Here is a 12,546-nt window from a genome sequence, read left to right as displayed (position 1 = left end):
GATACACCCCTGGCCGACTACGGCGAGATCGACAACCTGCTGGAGTGCGTGAGCTCGTACACGCACGAGGTGGCGAGCCTCAACGCCGCGAACGTGTGGAGCATGCGCACCGCCGCCGACCTGGCCGACCTGCGGGGCGACGAGACCGCGGCGAGCGCGCTGCGCGCCGACGCCGAGGCGCTGCTCCCGGCCGTGATCGAACGCTATCTTCCCGGCACCGGTGTCTTCGCGGCAGGACAGCCCGACGGCACGCAGCTGCCCGTGCGGCACTGCTACGACTTCAGCGTGGTCGGTACCACCATCGCCGACGACCTCGCTCCGAGAGTCCGCGACGAGATGGTCGGGTTCTTCCGGCGCGAGCTGCAGACCGACAACTGGATGCGTGCGCTCTCACCGTGGGACCCCGACGCCAGCTACAGCCCGCGGCCGGACCACCAGTGGAACGGCGCCTATCCCGCCTGGCCCGCCGACGCGGGACGTGCGCTCGCCGCACTCGGAGCTCCCGAAGTGCTGACCAGCTGGATCGAAGGACTCTCCCGCACGGCGAACCAAGGGCCGATGGGGCAGGCGCACTTCGTGGAGGAGGCCGTGCCCGGCATCAACGGCGGAGCCCGCAAAGCTCCGCCGCAGCTGCCGTACATCATCGACTGGTCGTGTTCCTCGTCCGGGGCCTGGATCGAGCTCGTGATCGAAGCCCTGTTCGGTGTCTCGGTCGCCGCCGACGGCACTGTGCGGGCGGCCGGATGCGTCGCCGCCCTCGACCCGGGTGCGACCCTGCGCGGCCTGCGCGTCGGCACCCGCACGTTCGACATCGACGCCTCCGGAGGAATCGCCCCCGCCCCAGGCCGCTGACCCGCACCACCCGAGCACCACCGAGCACCACCCGAACACGAAGGAGTGATCGACATGAGAAGACGCACCATCGCGGCGACCCTCGCCGCGGCATCCCTCTGCGCCGGCGCGCTGTTCGCCGCCCCGGCCACCGCAGCCGTCCCGACCGGAGGGAACCACGGCGGCGGAGGACACGGACCCGGCCAGTGCTCGCTGGTCGACAAGACGCTCACCGCCACGGCGAACGTGAAACAGGGCCTGACCGAGCAGTTCACCACCTACGGGAACACCGGCGGCGCGTGGACCGGCGGCGACAGCACGTACTCCCTGCCGCTCGGGAAGGGGAAGACCGGATGGTTCTTCTCCGACACGTTCCTCGGCACCGTGAACCCCGACGGCTCGCGGCCCACCGACTCCCCGTTCGTGAACAACTCCGTCGTGGTGCAGGACCGCCGCGGCGGGTTGACGACCATCACGGGAGGCACCCCGGAGGAGCCTGCCGCCATCATCCCGCCCGAGCCCGACGGCAAGTGGTACTGGATCGGCGACCCCACGCCGGGACGCGACGGCACGGTGCAGGTGCCGCTGCTGCAGTTCGGGCGCACGGGCAGCGGCCAGTGGGACTTCGCGTGGACCGCGAACCGCCTTGCCACCCTCGACGGCCAGACCCTGCAACTGGAGTCCATCACCGACCTGCCTTCGGCGACCGGGATCAACTGGGGTTCGTGGACGCTGGAGGAACGCGGCACCACGTACATCTACGGCATCGCGGATCCGGGTGGAGTGCGCTCGGCCTACGTCGCCCGCGCGCAGGACCGCGACGGCGTCAAGGGCGCGTGGACGTACTGGAACGGCACCGGATGGTCAGCTGCCGAGACCGATGCCGTCCCTGTCGTGCCGTACGTGGCGAACGAGTTCAGCATCGCCCCCTTCCACGACGGCTACCTGCTCGTCACGCAGGACACGTCGGAGCTGTTCAGCACCCGCATCGTCGCCCGCACCTCGTGCTCGCCCACCGGCCCGTTCACCGATCCGGTCGAGCTGTACCGCACTCCCGAGACCGGGGCACTGGGCAGCTACGGCGACCCCGATGTGTTCACCTACAACGCGCACGAGCATCCGCAGCTGCGCCAGGGCAACCGCATCCTCGTCTCCTACAACGTCAACACCTTCGACAACGTGGGCGACGTGTATGACGACGCCTCGATCTACCGTCCGCGGTTCATCGACGTGCAGCTCGAGGTCACCGGGTGACCGACGACCGTGCGGCGCTCCGAGGGCTTCTCGCCTCCGGAGCGCCGCTCACCTGGGTGCTCACGGGCGACTCCATCACGCACGGACTCATCCATACCCGCGGTGCCCGCAACTACGTCGACCATCTGCACGAGCTGATCCGCGGCGACCTGGGTCGGGTGCACGACACGGTGATCAACACCGCGATCACGGGGTGGCGCGCCGACCTGATCCTGGCGGACTTCGAGGGGCGCGTGGCATGCTGGCGCCCCGACGTCGTGACGCTGCTGATCGGCACGAACGACTGCACCACCGAGTGGCTCGATCCCGTGATCGAGGTGTCCGAGTTCGCCGATTCGGTCGCGGAGTTCGTGCGACAGGTGCGAGAGCTCGGCGCGGTGCCGGTGCTGCAGACGCCGCCGCCCGCCGACCTGTCCCATGCTCCCGACCGCGCGCGTCTCGGCGAGTTCGCGCAGGCGATCCGCGACGTGGCCACCGCCGAGGAAGCGATCCTCGTCGACCAGCACGAGGCGTTCGTCGCGTTCTCCGCGGGCACGGGGCCGGGCAACGAGGGCACACCGTGGGGGTTGCTCGACGACGCATTCCACCCGAGCGCCTCAGGTCATGCCCTGCTCGCGCTCGGCCTGGCCGGGGCGCTCGGGCTGGACGCCGAGGGGTCCCGGGTGGTCACGGACCTGCAGGCGCGGGTGACCGTGGCACGGCATCCGAACTGGCCGCCGGCCTGACCGGCGTCCTGGGGCGACACGTCTGTCGGAGGATCGGACGGATGCAGGATCACTCGCAGTGATTCCTCCTGCATCCGTCCGATCCTCATGCATCCGGTCGGGAAGAACGGGCCATCGGGCTCAGGCCGCGACGTCGAGCACCCAGGTCACGCCGAAACGGTCGGTGAGCATGCCGAAACCGGCCGACCACGCCGATGCTGCCAGTGACTCGATCACGGTCGCGCCCTCGACGAGCCCGTTCCAGTAGCGCTGGAGCTCATCGAGCGAATCGGCGCGCAGCGACTGAAAGAACGTGCGGTCGGTGAGGGTCGCTCCGTTCTCCCGGTGCGTGCTGCCCGCGGTCGCCGCCGGGTTCGAGTCGTCCTCACCAGGGATGTCGTACGCCATCAGGCGCACGACACCGTCCAACTGGCCGAACACGATCTTGTCGAAGCCCGGAACGCCCTCGGGCATGCCGAACTGTCCATAGGTCGCCGCGGTCACCTCGCCGCCGAACACGGACTGATAGAAGTCGAGCGCCTGCCGGGCCGTGCCGCGGAAGTTCAGGTGGGTCGTGGTGGTGATGGTCATGCTCTTCTCCTCGTCGCGAGCCCCGCCGTTCGGGACCTCTGACGACAACGATCACAGAGGTAGAGGTCAGTTTCCGTCCTCTACTTCGGGCAGACTGAATCGCATGACCGGGAGTTCTTCACGCATGCTCGCGCTGCTGTCGCTGCTGCAGACCCCGCGCGATTGGCCGGGGTCCGTACTGGCGGAACGGCTGGAGGTCAGCCCCCGCACGGTGCGCCGCGACGTCGACCGGCTGCGCGCGCTGGGCTACCGGATCGGTGCGATCAAGGGACCGGACGGCGGCTATCGTCTCGCCGCAGGATCGGAGCTCCCGCCGCTGCTGTTCGACGATGATCAGGCGGTCGCGATCGCCGTCGCCCTCCAGAGCGTTTCGGCGACGGGGATCGACATCGATGAAGGTGCCGCCAGAGCCCTGGCCACCGTGCGCCAGGTGATGCCGTCCCGGCTACGACATCGAGTGGACGGCATCCGCTTCACCGGCACCGAGAACGCGACCAGGGTCGATCCGGCGGTACTCGAGGCGGCGAGCGCCGCCGTCCGCGACCGGCAGGTGCTCCGCTTCGACTACGCCTCCACCCAGGACCGCCCGGCCCGACGCACCGAACCGCACGCGGTGGTGGCGCGAGAGGGGCGCTGGTACCTGCTGGCGTGGGATCTGGAGGCTGACGACTGGCGCACGTTCCGCCTGGACGGGATGCGACCCCGCATCCCGACCGGACCGTCGTTCGCCACGCGCCCGCTGCCCGCCGTGGATGCGCAGACGTATCTCGCGGCTCGAGCCAAGGGTTCGACGAGCGAAGATCGGTGGCCGTGCGTGGGGGACGTCGTGATCGCGCTCCCCGCCCGCGACATCGCGCCCTGGGTCGGCGACGGAGAGCTGGAGGAGCTCACCGACGGATCGTGCCGCGTGACGATCGGGTCGTGGTCGTGGACAGGGATGCTCGCCTCGGTCGCACGCTTCGATGCGGCTTTCACCGTCATCGGCCCTCCGGCGCTGCGGGAGGCGGCGGGAATCCTGGCGCAGCGTTTCGCCGCGGCGTGCGACTCGTCCTCCTGAATCGTCGAGTTTCACGCCCTTTCCCCATTTTGTGGAACGAGGCCGGGACGGGGCGAAATCGGTGGCGCAGTCACCCACTATCTCAGCGAAGCAGGGCCACACGTCGCGATCGCGTTCATCGATGATCTCCAGCACGCGATGGGTCGGCTCGCTGCGCATCCCTCTCTCGAGTCGGCGCGCTTCGAACCGGTGACCGAGATTCCCGAGATCCGCGCCTTCCCTCTTCGGAGCCACCCGTACCTCATCATCTACACCCACGACCCTGATGCTGTGCGAGTGCACCGCGTGCTCCACACGCGGCGAGACATCGCCGCCGTCCTCCGCGATCGGATCTGAGTCCGCAGCCCGCGGGAGAGCCGCCTCACCCACGCCGGTAGACTGAACCTGCCCCGCCGGCCCCTTCCTTTGGAGTGCGCGTGACCACCGCCCCTGCACCTTCCCCCCAGCACGTCCCCGACTCCGTCGAGAACGCGATCGCGACCCCCGAGAAGGAGCAGCCGTACGGCGCCCTCGGACTCAAGGACGACGAGTACGCGCGCATCAAGGAGATCCTCGGCCGCCGACCCACCTCGGGCGAGCTGGCGATGTACTCGGTGATGTGGTCGGAGCACTGCTCCTACAAGTCGAGCAAGAACTACCTGCGCCGCTTCGGCCAGAAGGTCTCCGATGAGATGAAGGAACGCCTCATGGTGGGCATGGGCCAGAACGCGGGCGTCGTCGACGTCGGCGAGGGCTGGGCCGTCACCTTCAAGGCCGAGTCGCACAACCACCCGTCGTTCATCGAGCCCTTCCAGGGCGCGGCCACCGGTGTCGGCGGCATCGTCCGCGACATCATCTCGATGGGCGCTCGCCCCGTCGCCGTCATGGATGCGCTGCGCTTCGGTGCGATCGACCACCCCGACACCGCCCGCGTCGTGCACGGTGTGACCAGCGGCATCAGCTTCTACGGCAACTGCCTGGGCCTTCCGAACATCGGTGGCGAGACCGTCTTCGACAGCGTCTACCAGGCCAACCCGCTCGTCAACGCGCTCGCGGTGGGCGTGCTGCGCCACGAAGACCTCAAGCTCGCGAACGCCACCGGTGTCGGCAACAAGGTGGTCCTGTTCGGTGCCCGCACGGGTGGCGACGGCATCGGCGGCGCGAGCATCCTGGCTTCCGACACTTTCGCCGACGGTGGCCCCACCAAGCGCCCCGCGGTGCAGGTGGGCGACCCCTTCGCCGAGAAGGTGCTCATCGAGTGCTGCCTGGAGCTGTACCGCGGCGAGCTCGTCGAGGCGATCCAGGACCTGGGCGCAGCCGGCATCTCGTGCGCGACCAGCGAGCTCGCGGCCAACGGCAACAGCGGCATGAAGGTCTCTCTCGACAACGTGCTGCTGCGCGACCCCACGCTCACGGCAGAGGAGATCCTCATGTCGGAGTCGCAGGAGCGCATGATGGCGATCGTGGCCCCCGAGAAGCTCGACGCCTTCCTGGCCGTCGTGAACAAGTGGGAGGTCGAGACCTCCGTGCTCGGCGAGGTCACCGGCGACGGACGCCTCATCATCGACTGGCAGGGCGAGCGCATCGTCGACGTCGACCCCTCGACCGTCGCGGTCGACGGCCCTGTCTACGACCGTCCGGTCGCGTACCCGACGTGGATCGACGCGCTCCAGGCAGATGCCGCAGAGAAGCTTCCGCGCGCGAACGACCCCGAGACGCTGCGCGAGCAGTTCCTCGCCCTCGTCGCCTCCCCGAACCTGGCCGACACGAGCTGGATCACGAACCAGTACGACTACTACGTGCTCGGCAACACAGCCCTGAGCTTCCCCGACGACGCCGGCATGATCCGCGTGGACGAGGAGTCCGGCCTCGGCTTCTCCGTCGCGACCGACGCCAACGGCCGCTACTGCCAGCTCGACCCGTACGCCGGCGCGCAGCTGGCCCTCGCCGAGGCGTACCGCAACGTCGCCGTGACCGGTGCCGTGCCGACCGCCATCACCGACTGCCTCAACTTCGGCTCTCCCGAGAACCCCGAGGTCATGTGGCAGTTCGGCCAGACCGTCGACGGCCTCGCAGACGGCTGCTACGAACTGGGCACCCCGGTCACCGGCGGCAACGTCTCGTTCTACAACCAGACCGGCGACGTGCCGATCCACCCGACCCCGCTCGTGGGCGTGCTCGGCATCATCGACGACGTCTCGCGCCGCATCCCCTCCGGATGGCAGGACGAGGGTCAGAACATATACCTGCTCGGCACCACCTCGACCGAGCTCTCGGGCTCGGCCTGGGCAGACGTCGTGCACCAGCACCTCGGCGGCCTGCCCCCGAAGGTCGACCTCGCGGGCGAGAAGCGTCTCGCAGGCCTGCTCTCCGCAGCCCGTGATGAGTGGCTGATCTCCTCCGCGCACGACCTCTCCGAGGGCGGCCTCGGCCAGGCTCTGGCCGAAGGCGTCATGCGCTTCGGCGTCGGAGCGCGCGTCTGGCTGAACGAGATCATCGAACGCGACGGAGTGGATGCCGCATCCGCCCTGTTCTCCGAGTCGACCGGCCGCGTGATCGTGACCGTTCCCCGCGAGGACGACGTGAAGTTCCGCGGACTCTGCGAGGGACGCGACTACCCGGTGATGCGCATCGGCGTGACCGACAGTGAGGGCGCGAAGCTCGAGGTGCAGGACGTCTTCACCGTGACGGCCGCCGAACTGCGCGAGCGATCGCAGGCCACACTGCCGTCGTACTTCGGCCCGACCGTCACCGAGGCGGTCAGCGCATGAGCAACGACGGTCTCAGCGAGGACTACGGCGACCTCGGCGAGAAGCGCAATCGACGCATGCGCATCGTCGCGTGGACCGTCATCATCGCGCTGATCCTCGGCGGTGGCGGCGCGACGGTGCTGACGCTGCTCCTCGGCTGAGTCGGGACGCGCAGACTCGGGCTCCGATCGAGTTGCACTCCGCCGGCACGGTCAACACTGCGCGCGGAGCGGGCGTGGTTCCGCCACCCCGTCCACGGAGGTCAGCTCCCAGACCTGGTCGCCCTCCGGGATGAGCGGCTCGAGCCACTCCGCGACGGTCTCGAACACCGCATCCTCGAGGTCTTCCCAGCTCCACCCCTGCGGACGCGACGGAACATCGGGTTCCCACCCCTCCTCGCCCCAGACGACACCGAAGATCTGCCGCTCGTCGTCGAAACGACGGTCGAGCACGAACGCGTCCTCTCCCATGAACCGCGCCCACACATCGAACGGCCCCTCGCCGTCCTGCCCCAGGAAGAGGTCGATCGCGACCGCGTCGGTCGCGACGTCCTGGAAACGCCGGAGCTTCCCGGCGACTTGGTCGGATGACGCAGCCAGGACACGCATCAGTCGCGCACGGTAATCGCTGGTGTGCATGCCACCAGAGTAGACAGCTGGTCACGACGGATGAATGCCCAGTACCGTCAGGCGCCGGCCTCAGCGCGTGAAGAGGTACCGCGCCAGGTCGATGATGCCGTCGGGACCGCGGCTCTCCCGCCCGAGCGAGTCCACGATGATCGCGCCCAGGATGGCGCGCCCGATCTGCGCGACCGGGGCATCCTCCGGCAGCTGGCCGTCGCGGATCCCCCCTCGCAGCCGTTCGGACAGATGCTGCTCCACCCCGAGACTGCTCCCGAGATGCGCGCCGACCGCCGCGTCTTCGGCCGCAGCGGCGACGAGCGACTGCAGCAGCGCCTGCCCCTGGGCGGAGGCGAGGATCGAGAACACCGACTGCAGCCAGGTCTCGACGTCGGCGAACAGATCACCCGTGTCGGGTACGACGAAGTCGACGGGGATGAGCCGCCCGTCCACGAGACAGTCGGCGATCAGGGCCCCGCGCGACGACCACCAGCGGTAGATGGTCTGCTTGCCCACCCCGGCTTCCTTGGCGATGCCCTCGATCGTGAGCCGGTCATAGCCCTGCGCATGGAACAACCGAGAGGTCGCATCGAGGATCGCCTCGCGTGCCGCCGTGCTGCGCACGGGGCCGCTTCGATGCTCGTTCGCCATGCGTTCAGGATAGCCACAGATCGCTAGACGAGACGTGCCGTATGATCTTCGAGTCTGAAGGAGACCACTGTGGCATCACTGCTCTACCGGCTGGGTTCGTTCGCTGCGCGCAAGGCGTGGACGGTGATCGTGTCGTGGGTGCTGATCCTCGGCCTCGGAGTCGGTGCCTTCCTCACCCTGGGCGGCACGCTGAGCAACAGCTTCGACATCCCCGGCACTGCATCCGGCGCCGTGACCGATGAGCTCGCCGACAAGCTTCCGGACACCGCCGGCGGCACCGGCACGGTCGTCTACAGCACGAAGGACGGGTCGCCGTTCACCGACGAGCAGAAGCAGGCGATCTCCGACCTCGCCGTCAGCGCCGAAGACCTCGACGGCGTCGCGCGCGTGATCGATCCGTTCGACGCGCAGAAGCAGCAGGAAGAGCAGGCGCAGAAGCTCGCCGACGGCCAGACGCAGGTCGCCGACGGTCGCACGCAGCTGGATGCCGCCCAGACGCAGCTCGACGACGGCCGTGCGCAGCTCGAAGCCGGACTCACGCAGCTCACGGCCGCGCGCACGCAGGCGGAGCAGGCCGGTGCCGGATCCGCACAGCTCGCCGCCCTCGATGCCCAGATCGCTGCCGTGAACGCGCAGCTGGCTCAGGTCGCGGCCCAGAACGCACAGCTCGACCAGTCCCGCATCACCCTCGACGACAACGCCGACCAGGTGCAGCTGGGCTCGACCCTGCTCGACCTGGCCGACGGCATCGGCGTGGTCTCCGACGACGGCTCGACCGCCATCGTCAACATCTCGTTCGTCGACCCGCGCCTCGAGCTCTCCGAAGAGGTGAAGCAGGGTGCGATCGACCACTTCGAGTCTGCGCCGATCGACGGCGTCGAGGTCGACTTCGGCACCGACATCGCACAGGGCGTCCCGGAGATCTTCGGTGTCGGCGAGGCGGTCGGCCTCGCGTTCGCCGCGATCGTCCTCATCGTGATGCTCGGCTCCCTCATCGCCGCCGCCCTCCCGATCGTCACCGCCATCGTCGGCGTCGGCGTCGGCGTCACGGCCTCCCTCGCCTTCTCGGGCATCGTGAACATGGCGTCGGTCACTCCCGTGCTGGGTGTCATGCTCGGTCTCGCGGTCGGCATCGACTACTCGCTGTTCATCGTCAACCGGCACCGCAAGCAACTGCTCGCCGGGGTACCGGTGCGGGAATCCATCGGCCTCGCGACCGGCACCTCCGGCACGGCCGTGGTGTTCGCCGGCACGACCGTGATCGTCGCCCTCCTCGCCCTCAACGTGACCGGCGTGCCTTTCCTCGGCCTCATGGGCACGGTCGGAGCGGTGTGCGTCGCCGTGGCCGTGTTCGTCGCCATCACCCTCGCGCCCGCCATCCTCGGCCTCGTCGGCACACGCCTGCTCAGCCGTCGCGCGCGCACCACGATCGGCGAGGAGCACGCCGCGGGCAAGCCGGTGAAGCGCATGTCGACGCTCCGCGCCGTCGTCACCGCACTCGTGAGCGTCGTCGCCCTGCTGATCATCGCGACCCCCGCCATGTCGATGCGACTCGGACTGCCCGACGGATCGAGCGAGCCGAGCGACTCGACCAGCTACCGTGCCTTCCAGACCGTCGACGAGCAGTTCGGCGAGGGCGCGAACGGCCCGCTGCTCGTGACCGCGACCCTCGACGAAGCGGTCAGCGACGACGACCTGCTCTCCACGCAGGTGACGATCGCGCAGGCCATCGCCGACCAGGACGACGTGGCTGCGGTCGCCCCGATCGCCACCTCCGACGACAACACGCTGCTCGCGTTCCAGGTCGTGCCGGAGGAAGGCCCGAACAGCGCGTCGACCGAGAGGCTCGTGCAGGACCTCCGCTCCATGCCTCCCGTCGCGGAGGGGATCACCCTCGGCGTCGCGGGTCAGGCCGCGATCAACATCGACATCTCCGAAGCGTTGGCCGGAGTGCTGCCGCTGTACCTCGTGGTCGTGGTCGGCCTGTCGCTGCTCATCATGATCGTGGTGTTCCGGTCGCTGCTCGTGCCGATCATCGCGACAGGTGGCTTCGTGCTGTCGCTGTTCGCGACCTACGGGCTGATCGTGACGGTGTTCCAGTTCGGCTGGGGTGCCGAGATCATCGGGTTGCACAGCACAGGACCCATCCTGAGCTTCCTGCCCGTGATCCTCGTCGGCATCCTGTTCGGGCTCGCGATGGACTACCAGCTGTTCCTCGCCTCCGGCATGAGGGAGGCGTTCGTGCACGGCGCCTCCGCTCGCGATGCCGTCGCCCAGGGCTTCCGCGCCGGACGCTCGGTCGTGATCGCCGCGGCCCTCATCATGGTGTCGGTCTTCGGCGGGTTCATCTTCTCGGAGTCGACGATCATCCGCTCGATCGGATTCGGGCTCGCGTTCGGCGTGCTGCTCGACGCGTTCGTGGTGCGGATGCTGCTGATGCCCGCGCTCATGCACCTGCTCGGACGCTCGGCCTGGTGGCTGCCGCGCTGGCTCGACCGCATCCTGCCCAACGTCGACATGGAGGGCGCAGCCCTCGAACGCGACCACCCCGGAATGAAGTCCGTGGCCGTGCCGACGACGACCGACTCGGTGCCGACGACCCGTACCTCCGACTGACGACGACCCAGGGATCGGGTGTCGGTGAAGGTGCCTAGAGTGGGCAGATGACCGCCGATGCCCGGGAACGCCTGCTCGCACTGCGCATGCAGGCCGAGGCGCGCGTGCAGGCGACCGCAGCGATGCTCGACGAGCTCACCCACGACCGCGCGGGCTCGAACGACGACGACGAACACGACCCCGAGGGCGTGACCCTGTCGTCGGAGTGGTCCCGGCTGACAGGTCTCGCCGACGCCGCGACATCCGAGCTGCAGCAGGTGGATGACGCACTCGCCCGAGTGGAAGCCGGCACCTACGGCATCTGCGCGAACTGCGGCCGCCCGATCCCCGCCGGACGCCTGGAGGCACGGCCGTTCGCCGAGTACTGCGTCGTCTGCGCCGAGAAGCTCGGCAGATAGCCCTGACGGTGGCGACGGGCACGAGTAGCATTCCCCCATGCCCATCACGCTCGAGAACGTCGGCATCGCGGTGCGCGACCTGGAAGCCACCATCTCGTTCTTCACCGACCTCGGCCTCACCGTGCTCGGCCGCGACGAAGTCAGCGGGGAGTGGGCATCGACCGCGGTCGGCCTCGACGGCAACCACGCGAAGATCGCCGTGCTGCAGACTCCCGATGGGCACGGCCAGATCGAGCTGTTCGAGTACATCCATCCGGACGCGATCGAGACCGAGCCCACCCTGCCCAACGAGATCGGCATGCACCGCATCGCGTTCTCCGTCGACGACATCGACGAGTCGCTGGCGATCGCGGCCCGACACGGTTACCACCCGTTGCGCGGGGTCGCGAACTACCAGGACGTGTACAAGCTCACGTATCTGCGCGGCCCGAGCGGCATCCTGCTGATGTTCGCGCAGGACCTCACGAAGAGCTGACCATCCCGCGCCAGATCACCTCGATCGCCGCACGCAGCCGCGCCACGACGACGGGGTCGCTGATCCTGTCACCGCGTACGACGAGCTGGTAGTAAACGACACCCGCGACGGCGTCGAAGCACGCCTCGACGTCGAGGTCGGCCCGCAGCTCGCCCCGCGCGATCCCGATGCGGAGCGCATTCTGCAGGGGCACCCGTCGCCGGGACACGTGCGACTCCCAGTACGTCTTCTGCAGGGCGCGATCTGCCATGACGAGGCGGATGCGCTGCCGGAACCGCTCCTCGGAGTAACCGGGCGCCGAGGGTGCGACGCCGTCCGCGCCGAGTCCGAGCCCTGCGAGCAGCACCTCGTGAAGGTCGGCATCCGCGGGATAGTCCGGTGGCACCTCGCGCCCGACGTCGAGCGCGGCGGCGATCAGCAGCGTCAGCGACGGCCAGCGCCGATACAGAGCCGCGCGGCTCACTCCGCTGCACGCGACGACGCGCGACACCGTGACCTCCTCGCCAGCATCGATGATCCCCAGCGTCGCGTCGACGATCAGTCCGTCGATCTCCTCATCGCGCGGACGCCCGGCGCGGCGGCGAACCGCGGCCCCGGCATCCGTCATCGGCATCGTCACG

Annotated in this window: 13 protein-coding genes and 1 pseudogene; 10 read left to right on the top strand and 4 right to left on the bottom strand. The window is 69.0% G+C overall.

Annotated elements, in window-relative coordinates; translation table 11 throughout:
* From DSP71_RS21615 to DSP71_RS21605, 3 genes and pseudogenes are all read left to right on the top strand, one after another.
* A pseudogene (locus DSP71_RS21615) lies at positions 1-852 on the top strand (hypothetical protein); the annotation flags it as partial.
* A gap of 54 nt (positions 853-906) precedes the next feature.
* Positions 907-2,085 carry a DUF4185 domain-containing protein gene (locus DSP71_RS21610; protein ID WP_179516432.1) on the top strand — a complete coding sequence of 393 codons (1,179 nt, stop codon included), beginning with the start codon at positions 907-909 and terminating at the stop codon, positions 2,083-2,085.
* The gene (locus DSP71_RS21605; RefSeq protein ID WP_113682029.1) at positions 2,082-2,810 is read left to right on the top strand and encodes an SGNH/GDSL hydrolase family protein; all 729 of its coding nucleotides are present in this window, start codon (positions 2,082-2,084) and stop codon (positions 2,808-2,810) included. Before DSP71_RS21610 ends, DSP71_RS21605 begins: the two co-directional genes overlap by 4 nt.
* Positions 2,811-2,930: 120 nt before the next feature.
* Here DSP71_RS21605 and DSP71_RS21600 read toward each other — a convergent pair whose 3' ends face one another.
* Positions 2,931-3,380 (bottom strand): VOC family protein, encoded by a 450-nt coding sequence (locus DSP71_RS21600; protein ID WP_046748168.1) that lies wholly within the window; start codon positions 3,378-3,380, stop codon positions 2,931-2,933.
* A gap of 103 nt (positions 3,381-3,483) precedes the next feature.
* Here DSP71_RS21600 and DSP71_RS21595 point away from each other — a divergent pair, with 103 nt between their 5' ends.
* The 4 genes from DSP71_RS21595 (at position 3,484) to DSP71_RS22580 (ending at position 7,327) form a co-directional block, all read left to right on the top strand.
* Entirely contained in the window at positions 3,484-4,437 is a 954-nt protein-coding gene (locus DSP71_RS21595) for a YafY family protein (RefSeq protein WP_113682028.1), read from the top strand.
* On the top strand, positions 4,438-4,773 hold the full coding sequence (locus tag DSP71_RS21590; protein WP_113682027.1) for a type II toxin-antitoxin system RelE/ParE family toxin: 336 nt from the start codon (positions 4,438-4,440) through the stop codon (positions 4,771-4,773).
* Positions 4,774-4,853: 80 nt separating this feature from the next.
* Positions 4,854-7,187 carry a phosphoribosylformylglycinamidine synthase subunit PurL gene (gene purL / locus DSP71_RS21585; protein ID WP_113682026.1) on the top strand — a complete coding sequence of 778 codons (2,334 nt, stop codon included), beginning with the start codon at positions 4,854-4,856 and terminating at the stop codon, positions 7,185-7,187.
* The gene (locus tag DSP71_RS22580; RefSeq protein WP_164734066.1) at positions 7,184-7,327 is read left to right on the top strand and encodes a hypothetical protein; all 144 of its coding nucleotides are present in this window, start codon (positions 7,184-7,186) and stop codon (positions 7,325-7,327) included. Before purL ends, DSP71_RS22580 begins: the two co-directional genes overlap by 4 nt.
* Before the next feature lie 51 nt (positions 7,328-7,378).
* Here the strand turns inward: DSP71_RS22580 and DSP71_RS21580 are convergent, their stop codons facing one another.
* Together DSP71_RS21580 and DSP71_RS21575 are read right to left on the bottom strand one after the other, a co-directional pair.
* Complete coding sequence (locus tag DSP71_RS21580; RefSeq protein WP_113682025.1) at positions 7,379-7,804, bottom strand: DUF6389 family protein; 426 nt, start codon at positions 7,802-7,804, stop codon at positions 7,379-7,381.
* A 60-nt stretch (positions 7,805-7,864) separates the two neighbouring features.
* Positions 7,865-8,437 (bottom strand): TetR/AcrR family transcriptional regulator, encoded by a 573-nt coding sequence (locus tag DSP71_RS21575; RefSeq protein ID WP_113682024.1) that lies wholly within the window; start codon positions 8,435-8,437, stop codon positions 7,865-7,867.
* A gap of 69 nt (positions 8,438-8,506) precedes the next feature.
* On the opposite strand from DSP71_RS21575, the gene DSP71_RS21570 reads away from it, so the two are divergent.
* The 3 genes from DSP71_RS21570 to DSP71_RS21560 are packed head-to-tail and all read left to right on the top strand — an operon-like array spanning position 8,507 to position 11,926.
* A complete protein-coding gene (locus DSP71_RS21570; protein WP_113682023.1) occupies positions 8,507-11,053 on the top strand; it encodes an MMPL family transporter in 2,547 nt (848 codons plus the stop codon).
* Positions 11,054-11,100: 47 nt separating this feature from the next.
* A complete protein-coding gene (locus DSP71_RS21565; RefSeq protein ID WP_113682022.1) occupies positions 11,101-11,451 on the top strand; it encodes a TraR/DksA C4-type zinc finger protein in 351 nt (116 codons plus the stop codon).
* A gap of 37 nt (positions 11,452-11,488) precedes the next feature.
* The gene (locus tag DSP71_RS21560) at positions 11,489-11,926 is read left to right on the top strand and encodes a VOC family protein (protein ID WP_061017427.1); all 438 of its coding nucleotides are present in this window, start codon (positions 11,489-11,491) and stop codon (positions 11,924-11,926) included.
* Here DSP71_RS21560 and DSP71_RS21555 read toward each other — a convergent pair.
* A partial coding sequence (locus DSP71_RS21555) for a TetR-like C-terminal domain-containing protein (RefSeq protein WP_309472642.1) occupies positions 11,913-12,546 on the bottom strand: 634 nt, incomplete at its 5' end. The two genes, DSP71_RS21560 and DSP71_RS21555, sit on opposite strands and share 14 nt — an antisense overlap.

Source organism: Microbacterium sp. H6, from assembly GCF_003314775.1.
In the GTDB taxonomy this organism is placed as follows: Bacteria; Actinomycetota; Actinomycetes; order Actinomycetales; family Microbacteriaceae; genus Microbacterium; species Microbacterium oxydans.
The sequence above is the reverse complement of the archived record's forward strand: the minus strand, read 5'-3'. Positions and strand labels throughout refer to the sequence as shown.